12 protein-coding genes are annotated in these 18434 nt (G+C 71.7%); 7 read left to right on the top strand and 5 right to left on the bottom strand.

Going from position 1 to position 18434, the window contains the following annotated elements:
- Positions 1-5: 5 nt before the first annotated feature.
- Complete coding sequence (tpg, locus tag OHS81_RS36845) at positions 6-563, bottom strand: telomere-protecting terminal protein Tpg (protein ID WP_328390653.1); 558 nt, start codon at positions 561-563, stop codon at positions 6-8.
- 8 nt (positions 564-571) lie between these two features.
- Positions 572-2698: a telomere-associated protein Tap gene (gene tap / locus OHS81_RS36850; protein ID WP_328390655.1), complete on the bottom strand. Its 2127-nt coding sequence runs from the start codon at positions 2696-2698 to the stop codon at positions 572-574.
- Positions 2699-2949: 251 nt separating this feature from the next.
- Here tap and OHS81_RS36855 point away from each other — a divergent pair, with 251 nt between their 5' ends.
- The 6 genes from OHS81_RS36855 (at position 2950) to OHS81_RS36880 (ending at position 9463) form a co-directional block, all read left to right on the top strand.
- On the top strand, positions 2950-3774 hold the full coding sequence (locus tag OHS81_RS36855; protein ID WP_328390657.1) for an LLM class F420-dependent oxidoreductase: 825 nt from the start codon (positions 2950-2952) through the stop codon (positions 3772-3774).
- 25 nt (positions 3775-3799) lie between these two features.
- Positions 3800-4222 carry a TIGR03668 family PPOX class F420-dependent oxidoreductase gene (locus OHS81_RS36860; protein WP_443058821.1) on the top strand — a complete coding sequence of 141 codons (423 nt, stop codon included), beginning with the start codon at positions 3800-3802 and terminating at the stop codon, positions 4220-4222.
- Positions 4223-4632: 410 nt separating this feature from the next.
- Positions 4633-6477: a gamma-glutamyltransferase gene (ggt, locus tag OHS81_RS36865; RefSeq protein WP_328390661.1), complete on the top strand. Its 1845-nt coding sequence runs from the start codon at positions 4633-4635 to the stop codon at positions 6475-6477.
- A gap of 252 nt (positions 6478-6729) precedes the next feature.
- Positions 6730-7689 carry a hypothetical protein gene (locus tag OHS81_RS36870; RefSeq protein ID WP_328390663.1) on the top strand — a complete coding sequence of 320 codons (960 nt, stop codon included), beginning with the start codon at positions 6730-6732 and terminating at the stop codon, positions 7687-7689.
- 195 nt (positions 7690-7884) lie between these two features.
- Complete coding sequence (locus OHS81_RS36875; protein ID WP_328390665.1) at positions 7885-8538, top strand: hypothetical protein; 654 nt, start codon at positions 7885-7887, stop codon at positions 8536-8538.
- Positions 8519-9463, top strand: coding sequence for an inositol monophosphatase family protein (locus OHS81_RS36880; protein WP_328390668.1), 945 nt, complete (start codon positions 8519-8521; stop codon positions 9461-9463). Before OHS81_RS36875 ends, OHS81_RS36880 begins: the two co-directional genes overlap by 20 nt.
- A 60-nt stretch (positions 9464-9523) precedes the next feature.
- Here OHS81_RS36880 and OHS81_RS36885 read toward each other — a convergent pair whose 3' ends face one another.
- Positions 9524-10714, bottom strand: a complete 1191-nt coding sequence (locus OHS81_RS36885) for an SLC13 family permease (RefSeq protein WP_328390670.1) — start codon at positions 10712-10714, stop codon at positions 9524-9526.
- Between the two features lie 56 nt (positions 10715-10770).
- Between OHS81_RS36885 and OHS81_RS36890 the strand changes: the two genes are divergently transcribed.
- Positions 10771-16755: a TIR domain-containing protein gene (locus OHS81_RS36890; RefSeq protein WP_328390672.1), complete on the top strand. Its 5985-nt coding sequence runs from the start codon at positions 10771-10773 to the stop codon at positions 16753-16755.
- A gap of 111 nt (positions 16756-16866) precedes the next feature.
- On the opposite strand, the gene OHS81_RS36895 is transcribed toward OHS81_RS36890, so the two are convergent.
- Together OHS81_RS36895 and OHS81_RS36900 are read right to left on the bottom strand one after the other, a co-directional pair.
- Entirely contained in the window at positions 16867-17421 is a 555-nt protein-coding gene (locus tag OHS81_RS36895) for an LppU/SCO3897 family protein (RefSeq protein WP_328390674.1), read from the bottom strand.
- A 291-nt stretch (positions 17422-17712) separates the two neighbouring features.
- Positions 17713-18366 carry a ScbR family autoregulator-binding transcription factor gene (locus OHS81_RS36900; RefSeq protein WP_328391694.1) on the bottom strand — a complete coding sequence of 218 codons (654 nt, stop codon included), beginning with the start codon at positions 18364-18366 and terminating at the stop codon, positions 17713-17715.
- Between the last annotated feature and the right edge of the window lie 68 nt (positions 18367-18434).

The following is an 18434-nucleotide window of genomic DNA, read 5'->3' on the forward strand; positions in this document are numbered from 1 at the left end:
CAGTGTCAGAAGTCCAGCTCGACGTAGTCGATGTCGGTGAACTTCACCAGGAGGCCGTCGGCGCGGCGGCCGTGATCCTTGAAGTAGATCTCCTGCAGGCCTTCGGCCGCGATGTTCTGCAACTGCTGCTCGGTGGCGCCCGACGCCTGGGCTTCGAAGAGGCGGGCCGCGTAGGCGGGCGGGAGGTGTTGGGTGATGAGGCGGATCCGTCCGTCGTCCGTGGTGCCGGGCGCGGCGGCGAATCCGAACCGGGCGCGCGTTTCGATGACGATGCCGCCGGTACGGGCCGCGTCCTTCTTCGCCTTCTCGCGCACCCGCGGCTGCCACCGTTTGCGTACCTCGCGCTCCATACGGGCGGCTAGGTCCTTGCGGGGCCGTTTGATCTGCGCCTTGAGGTAGCGCTCGACCGTGCGCTGGGAGACGCGCAGCAGCTGCGCGACGGCCATGGTGGAGCCCTTCTCCTGCTTGACCAGGAACCGTACTTGGGCGCCGGCCGATTTCGGGATCGGGCGGGTGGCGGTGTTCGCCGCGGCTTTGTCGAGACTGTCGCCGAGGATGCCCATCGGATGCCCTACTCTCCGGTGTCGGGGGCGTCGTCGCCCTTGATGTGGCGGGCCGGGTTGATCCGGTCGTCCTCGATCGTCTGGGCGAGCCACAAGAAGTCGCGGGTGCCTTCGTGCTTGACCATGCCGGGGCTGACGCCGAGGCGGAATCCTCCGGGCAGTGGCTTGCCCTCGGGGGTGCGGGGCATGAAGTCCAGCGGGCTGGGGCCGTGGGAGAGGTAGACGGCGCAGTCGGACAGGATGGCCACGGGGAAGAGGCCGGCCCTCGCCCATGCCATGAGTTTGCGGTGCTGGTTGGTGCGCACCTTGCCGATCAGCTCGGCCCTGGCGTGCGGGCTCCAGGTGGCGCGGGAGAGGGCCGGCCAGGGCTCGCCGAATCTGTAGGCGATGCCCTGCGGGCGTTCCCGCAGCTTGCCGATGCCGCCCTTGACCGTCGACTTGATGGCCGACAGAACGGCCGCCTGCCCCGGATCGACGCTCTTGTGACGGTCCATCGCGGCCAGGAAGTCCTCGTCCGGCATGCCGGTGGTGACGCCGAGGTCGGCCATGGTGGCGATGTAGGCGTCGCGCAGGTGGGTGTACCAGGCGTCGAAGTAGGCGGCGTGCTCGTGGCGGACGTACGCCTCTGCCGGTGCCACGCCGTAGCCGAGTTCCACCGCGTAGGCGACGGTCGACGTTGCGTACCAGGCAGGCCCGGCCGGCCGGGTCCCCCTGGGCGTGAAGGGATTGGGCAGCCGGGGGTCGGTCTCGATGTGCGAGAGGTCGACCAGCCAGGAGCCGGGCAGCTTGGGCTCGAACGCCGGGTTCTTCACGTGGGTTGCCGGGCCGGTGCCGATGACGAGCCGGTTGGCGGCGGCGGCAAAGGCCATGTTGACGTCGATGCCGACCGCATGGGTGTAGCCCTGAGTGCACTCCTCGTCGGTGAGGGGGCGGAACCAGTCGTATGCCTCCTCGTCGATGACCTGGTCCGGGGTGCGTACGTGGTGGCGGGGGTAGCGGGAGGCGACGAGGGGGTGCTCGGCGGGGGCCTCGGGCGGCGCGGGGTCGACCGGCTCGGTCAGCGCGCCGGGGTTCGGCCCGGACACCCAGGAGCCGCTCGCCGGGTCCTTGACCGCGCGGGTCGGCGGGCGCAGCGCGCTCATCAGCTCCAGGCCGCAGACGGCCGTGGAACCGCGCGGAGTGAGGACCCGGGTGGCGTACGTGCCCAGGACGGCGGCGACTTCGGCCGGCGGCAGCCGGCCGGTGTCCCCCCAGGAGCGGGTGTCGAGGGCGCCCCACGGCAGGATCGCGAACTGCACGCACTGCCGCTTGCCGCGCTCGGCGGGCCGGTAGATCCGGGCCCAGGGCCCGAACCCACGCTTGGTCAGCTTCCACTTGGCCTTGGCCAGTTGCCGCAGGACCTTGTGGTCCTCCGGGAGTCGCAGCCCGCGCCGGTCCTCCAGGACGGCCGGGAGTCCGAGCCGTTCGGCAGCCGTGTCGGTGAGGACGATCAGGGGGTCGGCGTCCTTGCCGTGGCGGTGGAGCCTCGCAGCGCCGAGCTTCGCCTCTGCCAGGGCCCATTCGACCAACGTGGGGAAGGTCTTGGCCGGGCAGTCCAGGACCAGGCCCCCGACGCAGTACGCCGATCCGTCACCGTCCAGCACGGCGAGCGGGCCGTGGGCGAAGCGCGGGTCGTCGGCCTCGGCCGGGGCCGTTTTCTTCGCTGCGGATTGCTTCGCGCCGGTCTGCCTCGCTGCGGTCCTCCTCGACCCCGTCTCCTTCGTGGCCGGGCGCCTCGATGCCGACGGCCCGTGGGCGAGTGCCGCCTCGGGTGCGGGGACGGGGGCGGGGACGGGGGGTGCAGCGGTGGGGGCCGGGGCGGGCGCGACCGGCTGTTCCGACGCGGGTGCCGGATGCTGAGTGGCCCAGCCGTCCAGCAGTCGCAGATACGCCTGCAGTCGGGGCGGCCGGGGCTCGCTGCGGCCGTGCTCCCAGTTCTTCACCGTCTGCGGCGTCGTGCGCAGCACCTGGGCGAGACGGGTCTGCGTGACACCGGCCGCCTCCCGGAGCCGGGCCCGCTCGGCCGGTGACGGCAACTGCGGCTCGCCCTCCAGCAGTGCGTCAACCGCCGCGAACAGCTCTTCCTCGCTGGGCATGCTGCACCTCCACGTTCGGATGCTAGCATCATTTACCCTCGAATTTAACCTTCATTTTATCCCATGGGCAGGGGTCTGCGCCGGGGCCTGCGACCACCCGTGCCGAGGCTTCGCCCTTCCGGCTGTACGAGTTGTTGGGCCGGAGGCGATTGGGGTACCTGCTAAGGGCCGCGGGCTCGCGGCTTGCGGCTTGCGCGTTCGCGCGCTCGCGAACCCGCACGTCCGAGACCCTGGAACCCGAGGGAGCTGTTGTGAAGTTCGGCGTGGCGACGTTGATCACCGACCAGGGCATTGCGCCCGCCCCGCTCGGGCGCGCGGTCGAGCAACGAGGATTTGACTCCTTGCTCATCGCCGAGCACACCCACATCCCGGTGGAGCGGCGCTCGCCCTACCCGGGCGGCGGTGAGCTGCCGGACATCTACTACCGCACCCTTGACCCGTTCGTCGCGCTCGCCGCGGCCGCCTCGGTGACCGAGCGGATCCTGCTGGGCACCGGCATCGCGCTGGTGGTACAGCGGGACCCGATCATCACGGCCAAGGAGGTGGCCTCCTTGGACCTCGTCTCCGGTGGGCGGGCCGTCTTCGGGGTCGGTGCCGGCTGGAACAGGGAGGAGATGGAGAACCACGGGACGAACCCGCGCACCCGGGGCCGCCTCGTCGACGAGCGGCTGCGGGCCATGCGCGAGCTGTGGACGAAGGACAAGGCCGAGTTCCACGGGGAGTTCGTCGACTTCGGCCCCGTCTACTCCTGGCCGAAGCCGGTGCAGCGACCACACCCTCCCCTGTACGTGGGCGGCGGGGAGGCCGCCTTCGAGCGGGTGGCTTCCTTGGGTGACGCCTGGCTGGCCAACAGTCTGCCGCCCCAGGAGCTCGGACCGAAGATCGACCGTATGCGGAGCATCGCGGGGCGGGACGTGCCGGTGACCGTCTACGCGGTGGCGAAGGATCCGGAGATCATCGAGAAGTACCTCCAGCTCGATGTGGAGCGGCTGCTGTTGTACCTCCCCACGATGCCGGAGGCGGAGACGCTGGCCTTCCTGGACGAGCTCGCCGACGTCGCGCAGCGCTTCCGGTGAGCACGGGGGACCCGCGGTGCCGAGGATGACGAATGACCAGGCCCGGGAGTACTTCAACCGGGCCCGGATCGGCCGGCTCGCGACCGTCGGCGCCTCCGGCCGCCCGCACCTGGTCCCCGCGGTCTTCGCCGTCACCGGGGACACCGTGGTCTTCGCCGTGGACCACAAGCCGAAGCGGACGGTCCGGTTGAAGCGGCTGGCTCATATCCGTGCCCGTCCCGAGGTGTGTCTCCTCGTCGACGGTTATGACGAGGACTGGGACCGTTTGTGGTGGGCGCGGGCGGACGGCGCTGCGGTGGTGCTGCCGCCGGCCGGCGAATCGGCGGTGTCGGCGGGATACGTAGACCTGCTGGTGCGGAAGTACCGGCAGCAGTACGCCGGCCGCCCGCCGGAAGGGCCCGTGGTGGAGATCGTGGTGAGCCGCTGGTCGGGGTGGCGTGCCACCTGACCGGCTCGCGGTGCATGGTTGGCGCGTCACCTGACCGGCCTGCGCCGAACGCGGTGGCGTGCCACCTGACCGGCTCGTGCCGAGCGGGTGCGGAGCCTGGTCTCCGGAGCCGGCGCGCACCCATGGACCGTGCGGGTGCGCACATCGGGCGGGCCCGCACGTTTTGGCTCCGACGCGCGGGGCACACGCCCTGTAGTCCCCGGCTGGCCTCCCCCGTCCAGCCGGGGACTGGTGCTTCCACCACCGCGGACGGTCCGACCGCTGTTCGGCACCTCGGACCTCCGGACGGGTTACCGGAGGGAAACCTCAGATCTCGCGCAAACCTTGTCACGCGGCGTTGCTCCGCTGCCCGAGCAATGCCAGGGTTCGGGAATCCCTCGCAAGCACCACAGTGAAGTCGTGGAGGCCGTATGGCTGTCCGTCGTACCGCTGTCGCCGCCGCATCAGCGGCTGCGCTCAGTCTCTCCCTGCTGGCCACCGCGTGCCAGGTCGGCGCCGCCCCGTCGGCCGCCGACGCCAAGGAGCGGCCGCCCGCGAAGAAAGCCGTGGCCACCGGCAGCGGTGGCGCCGTCTCCAGCGTCAACCCGTACGCCTCCCGGGCCGGGCTCGAGGTGCTGCGCAAGGGGGGCAACGCGGTGGATGCGGCGGTGGCCACCGCGTCCGCGCTCGGCGTGGTCGAGCCCTACTCGGCAGGGGTGGGCGGGGGCGGCTACATGGTCTACTACGACGCCAAGGCCAAGAAGGTGCACACCCTCGACGGCCGGGAGACCGCTCCGCGCAGCATGCGCGCGGACTCCTTCCTCGACCGTTCGACGGGCAAGCCGCTCCCCACCGAGGACGCCATCAACTCCGGCCTGTCGGTCGGTGTCCCGGGTACCCCGGCGACATGGCAGAAGGCGCTCGAGGACTGGGGCACGGTCTCCCTGGCGGAGGCCCTGCGTCCGGCCACCCGGATCGCTGACGACGGCTTCGTGGTCAACGACGAGTTCCGGGCCCAGACGGCCATGAACGAGAAGCGGTTCCGCGATATCAAGTCCACCGCCGACCTGTTCCTGCCCCAGGGCAAACTCCCGGTGGTCGGCTCACGCTTCCGCAACCCCGATCTCGCCCGCACCTATCGCCTGCTCGCCGGTAAGGGCGTCGACGCGCTCTACCACGGAGAGGTGGGGCGTGATGTGGTGCGGACCGTCCAGAAGCCGCCGATGGCCCCCGGCGCCCGGCACAAGTCCCGTCCCGGCCTGATGCAGACGGCCGACCTCGCCGACTACACCGCCAAACACAGGGAACCGACCCGGACCGGCTACCACGGTCTGGACGTCTACTCCATGGGGCCGTCCTCGGCCGGTGGCACCACGGTGGGGGAGGCGCTGAACATCCTGGGCAACTTCCACCTCTCCAAGGCCGACAAGGTCCAGGCCCTTCACCACTACCTGGAGGCCAGCCGGATCTCCTTCGCCGATCGCAACCGCTGGGTGGGCGACCCGGCGTTCTCGGACGTGCCCACCCGGCAGCTGCTCTCCAAGGAGTTCGGCAAGGCACGGGCCTGTCAGATCCGTTCCGACAAGGCGCTGACCAGCCCGCTGGCTCCCGCCGACCCACGCCATCCGGATGCGGGCTGTGACCGGAAGACCGGCAACAAGCAACCGCACGAGGGGCCTTCGACCACGCATCTGGTCACCTCGGACCGCTGGGGCAATGTCGTCTCCTACACCCTGACGATCGAGCAGACCGGTGGCTCGGCCATCACCGTGCCCGGACGCGGGTTCCTCCTCAACAACGAGCTGACCGACTTCGACTTCGCTCCGCTCACCAAGGGGACGCCGGACCCGAACCTGCCGGGCCCCGGCAAGCGGCCGCGCAGCAGCATGTCGCCGACGATCGTTCTGCGGGACGGCAAGCCGATGATCGCTGTCGGTTCACCGGGCGGCGCCACGATCATCACCACGGTGCTGCAGACCCTGGTCAACCGTCTCGACCTCGGTATGTCGCTGCCGGCGGCGGTCGCCGCACCGCGGCTGTCGCAGCGGAACCAGACGGCGACAGAAGCCGAACCGGCCTTCCTCGCCTCGCCCGAACGCAAAAAGCTGGAAGCCATGGGCCACCATTTCGTCCTTGCTCCGAAGGCCTTCACTCCGTCACCGGAGATCGGGGCGGTGGCCGCCCTGGAATTCCTGCCGCAGGGCAAGGTCACGGCGGTGGCCGAACCCCAGCGCCGTGGCGGCGGTTCGGCCATGGTGCTCAACGAGTCCCGCTGAAGCCCGTCCCCTCCGGGGCATGCCCCGGAGGGGACCGCGTCGTCGTATGCGGTGTGGGCCGCAGGTGTACACGGTTCCCGGGAATGCCGCGGGCCCGGCCCGGCCTCCGGCCCTTGTCGCCTCCGCCCGTGGCGCAGAAGCCCCCCTCAGTGATCACAATCGCTGGCGGGCCGTACGGTTCACCTCCTACGATTGCCTTACCCGGGGGAGGAGTTGGACCACGTGGCGCGCAGAACCACACCGTCAGGACAGATGCCAGGACGGTCTTCGGCCCATCGGATCGAGGCCGCTGTGGCCTGGATCATCAGGCACTTCGACGGGGTCGTGGCCATTTCCGGTGCCATGGTCGTCGGCCTGATGGACATCTTCAGCGACGCGGTCTCGGACAACGTCACCTCCGGTGCGACCCTGCTGGTGCTGGCCGCGCTGGTCTTCGGGTCGCTCACCGAGCGGCGGCGCCGGGTCGCCGACATCCGGGAGGCGACGACCGGTACGCAGAAGGCGCTGGAAGACCTCGCCATGGTGCGGTCGCTGTCCGGAACCGAGGTCCGGCGCGCTCTGGACGAGGCCCGTCAGAACACCGACCGCTGGGTGTTCAAGGGGGGCACCGGTACGTATCTGCGGGCCGTCACGCTCCCCGAGTGCGTACGCAAGGCGCAGGAGCAGCGCCGTTCCCTCACGATGAAGATCGACATCGTCAACCCGTCGGACGCCCAGGCCTGTGAGGCGTACGCCCGCTTCCGGCGCACGTTCGACGCCGGGCAGGCGGACACCGGGCAGCGGCGGACCTGGAGCGCCGAGCGCACCCGCCAGGAGTCCTACGCCACCGTACTGGCCGCCTGCTGGCACAAGCAGCGGCTGGACGTCCTGGAGATCGACGTCCACCTGTCCTCCGTGGTGCCGACCCTCCGCTTCGACCTGACCGACTCGTGCCTGATCATCACGCAGGACGACCTGCGCCGGGTCAACCTCCTGGTGGACCGGGGGCGTCCGCTGTACGACTACTACCTCACCGAGCTGCACCAGGCCCGGGAACAGGCGGTCGCCCTCGATCTGCACCGGGCGGCGCCACTCAGCGACGAGCCCACGGTGGACGAGGCGCGCCAGCTCTTCGGGAGGCTGGACCTCGCGCTCCCCTCCACCGTCACCGACATGGAGGTCGGCGAGATCATCGAGAAGGCGCTGCACGCGGAGAACCCGTACCGGAGTTGACCTCCTTCAGGATCTCCTGCCTCATGGCCGACCGCGGAAGGGAGGGCCCTTGCCGACCGATACCAGCTCCACAGCAACGTCCCCGCGGCTTTCCCCGCTTTTACCGGGCGGGCACACTCCCCAACGGCCCGCGGACCGCAGCACCCTCCGGGAGGCCAGGTGAGCCGCAAAAGCCGAGGCCCCATGGACTACCGCATGCTCGAACGGACCATGGGGCGGGGCGAAGAGACCGGCACGCTCTTCGGCGCGGCCGCCGCCGCGCTGGAGGATGTCACCTCCGGGCGGCGTGAGCTGCGCGCCGTACACCACCCCCTCGGCTTCTTCTGCCTGCCGGTGCTGCGCGACGGGGACCAGGGCATCTGTGTGCACGTCTTCGATCCCGGCGCGAGCGAACCCACCCGGCTCACCACCTCTCCCGTGCACTGCCACAGCTGGGAGTTGACCAGCTTCGTGCTCTACGGCGAGGTCGGGAACCTGCAAACCTGGGTGCGCCAGGACCCCGTACAGCCCACCCACCGCGTCTTCCAGGTGCACAGCAGCCCGTCCGGGGTGGACGAGATCCGGCCGACTTCACGTCTGGTCCGCTGCGAGCCCGGCCCCGAGCAGACCAGCGCCCGCGGGCAGGTCTACCGGCTGCCGGCCGGGGCGTTCCACAGCACCGTCGTCCCGAGCGGGAGCCACGCGGCCACCCTCGTGCTCGGCCGCTGGCTTCCCCGGCAGAGCGACCTGTCCCTGGGAGCGGTGGAGGGCACGGCACACCGGGTGGTACGACAGACATGCGACGCCGCGCAGACCGCCCGGACGGCGCGGTCCGCCCTCAGGAGGATCCATGGGCATCACCCGCAATGACCCCGACGGCCCGCAGGACGCTCCAGATCCGCTCAGTGCGGGGTCATGGGTACCGGAGGCCTTCGCGACGGCGCAGTTCGCGGCCGAGCAGCAGCTGGCGGTCGCGACCGCGCGGGAGGCCGGCGCGCTGGTGCGCTCGCACTTCCAGGACGACTACGGCATTCAGCCGAAGGGCGAGCGGGGCGATGTGGTCACCGACCTGGATCTGCTGGCCGAACGGCTCGTCGTGCAGCGCATCCGTGAGCGGTTCCCGCACGACCGGATCCTTGCCGAGGAGTCGGGGATCCTGGACGGAGACGGCGGGGGGCCGGCGCCGTCTCCGCGCCGGATGTGGCTGGTCGACCCGCTCGACGGGAGCAACAACGTCGTCATCGGCCTGCCCGCCTACGTCGTCGGCATCGCCCTGTGCGTGGACGACCAGCCGGTGGTCGGCGCCATCCACGACCCGGTCACCGACCGGACCTGGTCGGCCCTGACCGGCTGCGGGGCGTACGGCCCGCACGGGCGGATGACCGGCCCCACCGGCCCGCTCGCAGCCTCCGGGCCGCTGCTCGCCTGGACCCAGGGGCACGCCGTCGCCCGCGACGATCCGGCCGCGCGCTCCCTCAAGTCGGCCCTGGAGGTGCGCTCCCGCCGCCTGCTGCAACTGTGGGCACCGCTGCTGACCTGGTCGATGCTGGCCCGTGGCGCCATCGACGGATTCATCGGCTACCGGGCCGAGGCCATCGACTTTCCCGCCGGTGCGCTGCTCGCGGCCGAGGCGGGAGTGGAGATCCGGTCCCTGGACGGCGGCGCGTTCCGGGGGTCCGTCGCCGGGCCCGACACCGATCGCAGCTTTGTCGCCGGCCGGCCGGAGGACATGCCGTACCTGCTCGATCTCGTCAGCCGCAGCGGGGCGGTCGACCGCGTGCGCCAGGGGGCGTAACACCCCCGGCCCGGCGTGAAGTGCGGGCTCCGCCTGTCACGCAGCGCGCGCTGCGTCCGCTCACCTCATTGCCACGAGGGCCGCCGTGGACGCCAGTACCGCACCTGCCGCGAGGACCGCCCCCGTCGCCATGAAGCTCCGGAGCGGCACCCGTACGCCCTGCGCCTGGCAGCGTTCGAACCACAAAAGTGTGGCCAGCGACGCCCACGGAGTCACCACCGGGCCCACGTTGGTGCCGATGAGCAGTGCCAGCAGTTGCTGGTGGTTGGCGAGGGGTACGGCCGACTCGCCCGCCAGGTAGACGGGCAGGTTGTTGAGGACGTTCGAGAGGCCGGCGCCGACGGCGGAGGCACGGAACATACCGAGGGCGCCCCCGTCCGCTCCCACCGCCGAGGTCAGGAAGTCGTGCAGCCCGTTGACGTTGACCGTCTCCACCACCAGAAACAGCCCCGGCACCATGACCAGCAGCCGCCACGGCACCAGCGACAGCCGCAGGCGGGCGGGGCGGCGGACGGCGAATGCCACCACCACGACCACCGCCGCCACCGCGGACGCCGACCACAGCGGCACATCGGCGACCAGCATGGCCAGCAGGAACCCCGCACAGGCCACGGCGCAGACCCGGAACAGCACCGGATCCCCGGGGCGGTGCGGGGCCGGGGGAGTGTAGACCTCCGCCCCGCGCCGCCCGCGGCGCCAGAAGAACAGCCACAGACAGCCCATCGTCACGGCGATGGCGGCCAGTTGGGGCGCCCACATCGTGGCGGCCATCTCCGTGGGGCGCAGCGCCACACGGTTCGCGGCCAGCAGGTTCGTCAGGTTGGACACCGGCAGCAGCAGACTGGCGGTGTTGGCCAGCCACACCGTCGTCATCGCCAGCGGCACCGTGGCAATCCCCACCCGGGAGGCGAGTGCCAGCATCACCGGGGTCAGCAGTACCGCGGTGGTGTCGAGGTTGAGGGTCATCGTGGTGACCGAGGCGAACGCCACGCACAGCACGAACAGCCGTCCGTAGCCGCCCCGCCCGGCACGGGCCACGCCCGAGGCGACGACGTCGAACACCTCCGCCTCGCTGGTGAGTTCGGCGAGCACGATGACCGTGCCGAGGAACGCGAGCAGGGGACCGATCCGGAGCATCGCCTGGCCGGCCGACTCCGTGGGAAGCAGCCCCGTCGCCGTGAACAGCAGACCGCAGGCGAGCAGTCCCCCGGCCAACCAGTCCAGTGGATGCAGGCGTTGTATGGCGCGCACACGGAAAAGAGTAAACGCTGTACAGCCGGTTGACGATGGATCATAGGATGGCGGGCATGGTGGCTCGTCAGGAATTCGGAGAACCCGAAACCCGGCCGGAAACCGGCCCGTTGGACTTCTTCATCAGCTACTCACCGGCCGACGAGCGATGGGCCTCGTGGATCGCCTGGACGCTGGAGGAGGCGGGCTACCGGACGGTCGTCCAAGCCTGGGACTTCGTCCCCGGCACCAACTTCGTCGACTTCATGGACCGCGGCGTCAGCGAATCCGCCGCCGTCATCGCGGTGCTCTCCAGCAATTACGAACGCTCCCGCTACGGGCGCATGGAGTGGCAGGCCGCGCTGCGCGCCGACCCCGATGCCCCGGAACGGCGACTGCTCACCGTCCGGGTCGAGGACATCCCCGTCGAGGGCCTGCTCGCCACCATCACCTACGTCGACCTGGTCGGCGTCACCGACACCGCCGCCGCCCGCGAGATGCTGCTCACCCGCGTGGGCCAGGCCCTCGACGGGCGGGCCCGGCCCACCAGCCGGCCCGGCTACCCCGGCGGGCCGGCCACCGGACCCGCCACCCCGGCCGGGATCCCGCGACCGCAGTCCGGGGACGGCAGGCCGCTCGGCCGCCCCGGCTGGGCCGGGCGCCGCCGCCCGGCCGTCCCGCCGCAGTACCCCCAGGAGCCCGGAGCGCAGCACGCCCGGGAGGCCGTCACCGTGCTGCACCTGGCAGGGCCCGCCTTCGGCCGCGGCCAGGACCCGGCCGAACTCCAGGCCGCCATCTGGGGCGACCTCGTCGAGCTCACCGACGCCGGCGCCCCCGCCCCCGACCTCCTCGTCGTCACCGGCGACCTCACCGCCTCGGGCAGCCCCCGCGAGACCGACCAGGCACTCAGCTTCCTCACCGGCCTGCGCTCCCTGCTCGGTCTCGAACCCCACCGCCTCGCCGTGGTGCCCGGCGGCCAGGACGTCAGCCAGGCCGCCTGCCGCGCCTACTTCCACACCTGCGAAGCCGACGAGATGCAGCCCAGGCCGCCGTACTGGCCCAAATGGCGGCACTACGCCCGGCTGTTCCACGAGCTCTACCAGGGCCTCGACGTCGTCTTCGACAGCGACCAGCCCTGGAGCCTGTTCCCCGTTCCGGAACTGCGCACGGTCATTGCGGGCCTCAACTCCTCCATGGCGTACAGCCACCGGCCCGACGACCAATACGGCTGGCTCGGCCCCGAGCAGGCCGCCTGGTTCGCCCAGGCCCTGCGCCCGTACGAGCAGGAAGGCTGGCTGCGGCTCGGCGCCCTGCGGCACCCGGTCACCGAGGCCGGCCGCCCCGGCTCCGCGCACGGTCCCGGACCGCTCCGGGACACCGCCGACCTCGCCCGCCTCACCGCACCCCGGCTCCACCTCCTGCTGCACGGCCCCACCGGAGACCGGCGCTCGGCCTCCGCGGCGCCCCCCGCCACACCGTCCCTGCCCCTCACCACGGGCGAACTGCCCGTCTACGGCGCCACCGCACCCGCCCGGCACCAACTGCTGCGGATCACCCGCGACGGCCTCACCCGCTGGCGGGAGCGGCCCGACGCGGAGCCCGAGCACTTCGCCACCGGCTGGCGGCGGGCCCAGCGCGTCTTCGGACCGCCGCGCCCGCAGCCCGGCGAGAGCGGCACACCCGGGGACGGCACGCCGGAGAGCGCCGGGCCCGCCGTGCCGGAACACGAACCCGGACGGGAAGCCCGCACCCTCGACGACCCGCTCGACGAACTCGTGGCCCGGGTCGCCGAGGTCTGCCGCACCCGCCACGACGGCGCCCAGCTGCGCCGCATCGCCGGCAGCCCGCCGCAACTCCTGGTCACCTGGAACGAATCCGGCTTCGTCCGGCAGCAGCGGGTGGGGGTCTGCCACGGCACCCCCTCCACCGAGGACACCGACGCCTTCCTCGACCACGTCCACGCCTCCGACACCGAACCCGACGCCGAACTCGTCCACGACGGGCCCGCCCCGGCCCGCGAACTGCGCGAGCGGGCCCGCCGCCGGGGCGTCCGCATCCGCAGCTTCACCGAGTTCCAGGGCCTGCTGGACCTGCGCGACTACGTCACCGCCCAGACCGAACGGCTGCGCACCGATCACCGCTACCGCCCCGATCTCTACCTCCCTCAGCGCTACCGGGAGGTCGAACGCCCCGGCGGCGAGGAGCGCGACGGACTCGTCGACGACATGCTGCGGCTGCTGGAGGCCGACCACGGCCGGTTCCTGCTGCTCCTGGGGGACTTCGGACACGGCAAGACGTTCGCGCTGCGCGAGCTCGCCCGCCGTATCCCCGAGGAGATGCCCCACCTCGTACCGCTGTTCATCGAGCTGAACACCCTCGACCGGGCGTATTCGCTGGACGGCCTGGTCGCCGCCCACCTGGCGAACCACGGCGTCGACTCCGTCAACCTCCGCGCCTTCCGCTACATGTTCCAGCAGGGCCGGATCGTCCTGCTCTTCGACGGCTTCGACGAACTGGCGAACCGGGTCAGCTACGAGCGGGCCACCGACCGGCTGCAGGTCCTGCTCGACGCCGTCGTGGACCACGCCAAGGTCGTCGTCAGCAGCCGCAACCAGCACTTCAAATCCCAGTCGCAGGTGCTCACCGCCCTCGGCGAGCGCGTCGGACTGCTCCCGCAGCGCCGCGTCCTCGCCCTCCAGGAGTTCACGCCCCAGCAGATCCGCACCTACCTGGCCAACCGCTACGGCGACGAACAGGCCGCCGACCGCCGGGTGCGGCTCCTCGAAGGCATCCCCGACCTGCTCGCGCTGTGCCGCAACCCGCGGCTGCTCAGCTTTGTCGCCGACCTCGACCACGACCGGCTGCGCGCCGTCGCCGGGGCCGGGCGCGCCCTCAGCGCCGCCGGACTCTACGAAGAAGTGCTCACCTCCTGGCTGCAGTTCGAGGAGCGGCGCGGCCAGGGCGGCGTCGGGGCGGCCCCGGGGATGAACCTCGACCAGCGGTGGGACGCGGTGACCACCCTCGCGCTGCGGCTGTGGTCCAGCGGCCAGAGCACCCTGAGTCTCGACGAACTCACCGATGTCGCCGGGACGCTGACGGGTTTGGCGGACATCAGGCTCTCCGCGCGGGAGGCCGCCCACGCGATCGGCTCCGGCAGCCTGCTGGTGCGCAGCGACGAGGGGCTGTTCCAGTTCATCCACAGCTCCATCGTGGAGTGGCTGGTGGCCCGCGAGGCCGCGACCCGGCTCGTCCGCGGCGAGTACGAACTGCTGGCACGCCGCCCGCTCAGCCAGCTCACCGTCGAATTCCTCTGCGACCTCGCCGACCACCGCACCTGCCAGGAGTGGGCCGAGCGGGTCCTGGACGGCCCGGACGAGGACGGCGAAGGGGAGGGGCGGCGGCGCGGGCAGGCCGACGAGGTCGCCCGCGCCAACGCGGTCAAGGTCCTCGCCCGGCTCCGGGTGCCCGCCCACACCGACCTGCGCGGCGCCGCCCTCGCCGGCGAGGACCTTTCCCACCGGGACTTCTCCGGCGTCGACCTCACCCGCGCCGACCTCACCGACACCCAGCTGGTCGGCGCCAACCTCTCCGGAGCGGTACTGCGCGACGCCCGCCTGGTCGGCGCCCGGCTGGACGACGCCGACCTCTCCGGTGCCGACCTGCGCGGTGCCGACCTGCGCCGGGCCCGGCTGATCCGCGCCGACCTGCGCGGCGTGCGGACCGCGGGCAGCCACTGGAACCGGGCCGCGCTGATCGACGCCACCACCGACGAAGAAGCCCTGCGCCGCCCCGAGCTGCGCACCGCCGCCCTCGCCCCCGGCATGCCCGTCGACGCGGGCTTCCGGCCCTCCGCGGTCGGCGTTCCCTACGGCTTCGGCATGCAGTCCGTCCGGCTGCCCGAGCCGGTCTCGTACAGCACCGACGGTGAACTGCTCGCCGTGGGCAGCGAGGACGGCGGGGTCCTGGTGTGCGACGCCGCCACCGGCACGGCGCTGCGCACCCTCCAGGGCCACGTCGGCCGCGTCTACGCCGTGAAGTTCCGCCAGGACCTTCTCGCCACGGGCGGCGCGGACGGCACCGTGCGGCTGTGGGACGCCGTCTCCGGTGCCTGCCTGCACCGGCTGGACATCCACCCGAGCGGAGTGTGGCCGGTCTCCCTCGACCCGGACGGCACGCTGCTCGCCACCGGTGACGCGGAGGGCACCGTCACCCTGTGGGACGTGGCCACCGGCACCCGGCGGCACGAACTGCTCGGGCATGCGGCCCCCGTCTTCACCGCGGTGTTCAGCCCCGACGGGCGGACCCTGGCCACCGGCGACGCGGCCGCGGGCGTACGGCTGTGGGACACCCGCACCGGCCGCCTGTGCGCCGAACTGCCCGGGCACGAAGGCGTCTGCAACCGGACGCAGTTCAGCCCCGACGGGTCCTTGCTGGCGACGGGGGACAGGGGCGGCGACCAGGGCGGCACCGTACGGGTGTGGGACGTGGCCTCGGGGCGGCTGCGGCACACCTTCACCGGCCACACCGGACGCGTCTACACCCTGGACTTCCACCCCAGCGGCACGCTGCTGGCCAGCGGCGACACCGACGGACAGGTACGGCTGTGGGACCCGGTGACCGGGGCCCCGGCCGGACAGCCCGGCCAGGGCAGCGGCGCCGTCTACCAGGTGGTGTTCGACACCGACGGCACACTGCTGGCGGCGGGCGACAGCGACGGCGCCGTCCGGCTGTGGCGGGTCCAGGCGGCCCCAGCCGCGACCGACGGCCGGGACCACCCCGGCGACGCCCCCGGCTGGTCCGTGTCCCCCCTGCGCCAGCAGCCCGCCGACCACCGCGGATCCGTGTGGACCTGCCGGTTCCGGCCGCGCGGCGGACTCAGCGGCGGCGATTCCGGCCCGCTGCTGGTGACCGCCGGCAACGACGGCGTGGTCCGGCTGTGGGACACCGCCAGTGGCCAGGGCCGGCGGATCCTGCGCGGCCACGGCCGCCGGATCGGCACCCTGGCCTTCAGCGCCGACGGCTCCTACCTGGCGGCCAGCAGCAACGACGGCGTGGTCCGGCTGTGGGAACCCGCGACCGGCCGCCGCCTCAGGGAACTCAGCGGCCACAGCGGCCGCCTGGTGTCGGCCGTCTTCAGCCCCACCGGGGCCGGCGGAGCCCTTCTCGGCACCTCCAGCAACGATGGCGACGTCTACCTGTGGAACGCCGCCACGGGTGAGTACCAGCGGGAGATCGATGCCGAGACCGACCATGTGTGGGCCGAGGCGTTCAGCGGTGACGGCGAACTGCTCGCCACCGCGAACGACGACGACACGGTGCGCCTGTGGTATCGCAGCACGGGCACCCATGTGACGACACTCGCCCAGCACCGGGGACGGGTACGGTCGATCGCGTTCAGCGCCGGCGACACGCTGCTGGCGACCGGCTGCGACGACCGCACCGTACGCCTCTGGGACATCCAGGACAGCCGCCTCACCGCCGAACTCGACGCGCACCGGGACCGGGTGTACACGGTGGCATTTGGCCCCGGAGACTCCTGGCTGGTCAGCGCGTCCTGGGACGGTGACGCCATCGTCTGGGCCGACGGCCGGCCGCAGCACCGGCTCCGCGGGCACGCCGGCCGGCTGTGGACCGCCGCCGTGCACCCCACCCGCCCGTTGCTGGCCACGGCCGGCGACGACCGGATCGTCCGGCTGTGGGATCCGCGCGAGGGGCAGGAGACCGGCCAACTGACCGGACACACGGGGCGGATTCTCTCGACGGCCTTCAGCCCGGACGGCTCGCTGCTCGCCAGTGGCGGCGAGGACGGCACGGTCCGGCTGTGGACCGTGCCTGCGCAGGGCGAGCCATCGCTGCAGGCCACGTTGATCGGGGTGCCGGGAGGCTGGGCCGCGCTCTCACCCTCGGGCGGCTACAAGTACGAGGGCGACATCGCGGGCGAGTTCTGGCATGCGGTGGGCATGTGCCGTTTCGAGCCGGGTGAACTCGACGGTCACCTTCCCGGAGTGCGCCGGCTGTCGCTCACCGCGCCTCTCGGCGGTGCCGCCCCGGACGGGAGCTGAAGCGGGGAGGGCCGCACGGCAGCGGCCCCGGCCGGTCCATGGCTGCCATGGGGTGGCACAACTCCGGCCGCCACCCGTTCCTTTCGGGTGACGGCCGGAGGGCGCATCAGGTCAGACCTTGGTGAAGCACAGCGTGTAGGAAGAGCTGTGACGGATCGAGACGTGCATGCCGTAGTCGAATTGCGATCCGCACCGCGTGCCGGCACCGGGCAGCCTGTCGCCGGTCTTGTACTCGGCCTCGGCCGAGCCGCAGTCGACGATCTCCGCCAGCGGCTCCCCCTGGGGGTCGTGGATCTTGACGCAGTCCCCGACCTCCGGGTTGTACTTCTTGTTCTCCTCGGCCCGCGCGGCCTGTGCGGCCTCCTTCTTGGCCTTGCCGCCATGAGGGTTGGTGTTGTAATCCCACACGTACCAGGCACCGCCGCCGAAGACCGCCAGGACGATGACGGCGGTGATCAGCCCCCGCAGCGGGCTGCTCTGCTGCCGCGGCCGCTGAGGCCTCTGCGGCCCTTGCGGCGCCTGCGGTTGCTGCTGATACCCGTAGGGCTGCTGTTGCCCGTACTGCTGCTGTTGCCCGTACGGCTGCTGTTGCCCGTACGGCTGCTGTTGCGGAGAGCCGTACGGCTGCTGCGGTGGCTGATTCTGATAGGGCGGCGGAGCGGACATGCCTGAAATCCCCCGTGGTTGACTACAGAAGCGTAGGAAGGCTCGATGTGGACCGCAGCAGGCTATCGTCCGGCCCCCTGCCCACTCACCAGCAGCCCCCGCGCGTCGGCCGGTCTCCCGCCCGACCCTGGCTCGTCCCGTACCGGACCGGGCAGTTCCGGCCAATTCGCGGCCGATGTCACGCTGATCCGCTGATCCCGGTCACCCAGGCGCGCTGTCGATCCGAGCGTCCAACCGGGCTGCTCGGTACCCAACACGGCCCGTGGCACGCGTGGTTGAGGTCGTTTCCGGCTACGCCGTCCCGGATGCCGTCCTGTTGTCGCGCATCCGCCGGCGCACACGAGCCAGCAGCGCGGCCGGATCCGGCTCGGCCTGCAGGCCGCGCAGCAGCAGATGCCACAGGTCGTCCAGGTGCTCCTCGATGTGCCGGCGGCCGTCCAGGGCGTCGGAGACGGTGTGCAGGCCGAAGAAGGCACAGACGATGCCGTGGGCGGTGGCGGCAGGCGGCACATCGGCAGCGAGTTCCCCGTTACGGGCGGCCTCTTCGAGCAGCTGGGTGACCGCCCCGATCCAGCCGAGGAACGGTGCGGGGAGCTGCGTGTCGATGGCTTTGCGTTCGGCCCACAGGCGGGCACCGGCCCGGACGACGATGTCGTCACGAAAGGCCCGGGCCACCTCGAAGCTCAGCCCGACGAGATTTTCCAGGGCCGGCAGACCGGGCTGCCGGTGCCGGCTGATCAAATGCGGCCAGGTGGCGAAATGCTCCTCGACGATGGCAAGGGCGAGCTTCTCCTTGCTGGCGTAGTGGAAATAAATGGCACCGCTGGTGCGACCGGAATGCGCACTGATGTCACTGATGCTGGTACCGGCATACCCTCGCTCGTCGAACAGGGTTGCTGCCGCCTCAAGAAGGGACCTGCGCGTCGTCTTCGCCCGGATCTGCACATACACCTCAGACATCGTTCTGGTTCGGCCGGCAGGCAACCTACCGTTCCGCGCGACCCGGAATTCAA

Origin of the sequence: Streptomyces sp. NBC_00400 (assembly GCF_036048035.1) — a bacterium.
Classification (GTDB): Bacteria; Actinomycetota; Actinomycetes; order Streptomycetales; family Streptomycetaceae; genus Streptomyces.

Bases quoted from the DNA above. Each gene is read 5' to 3' on its own strand.
- OHS81_RS36860 (WP_443058821.1), top strand. From the start codon at position 3,800: ATGACGAATGACCAGGCCCGGGAGTACTTCAACCGGGCCCGGATCGGC.
- OHS81_RS36895 (WP_328390674.1), bottom strand. From the start codon at position 17,421: ATGTCCGCTCCGCCGCCCTATCAGAATCAGCCACCGCAGCAGCCGTAC.
- OHS81_RS36870 (WP_328390663.1), top strand. From the start codon at position 6,730: ATGCCAGGACGGTCTTCGGCCCATCGGATCGAGGCCGCTGTGGCCTGG.
- ggt (WP_328390661.1), top strand. From the start codon at position 4,633: ATGGCTGTCCGTCGTACCGCTGTCGCCGCCGCATCAGCGGCTGCGCTC.
- OHS81_RS36880 (WP_328390668.1), top strand. From the start codon at position 8,519: ATGGGCATCACCCGCAATGACCCCGACGGCCCGCAGGACGCTCCAGAT.
- tpg (WP_328390653.1), bottom strand. From the start codon at position 563: ATGGGCATCCTCGGCGACAGTCTCGACAAAGCCGCGGCGAACACCGCC.
- tap (WP_328390655.1), bottom strand. From the start codon at position 2,698: ATGCCCAGCGAGGAAGAGCTGTTCGCGGCGGTTGACGCACTGCTGGAG.
- OHS81_RS36875 (WP_328390665.1), top strand. From the start codon at position 7,885: ATGCTCGAACGGACCATGGGGCGGGGCGAAGAGACCGGCACGCTCTTC.
- OHS81_RS36890 (WP_328390672.1), top strand. From the start codon at position 10,771: ATGGTGGCTCGTCAGGAATTCGGAGAACCCGAAACCCGGCCGGAAACC.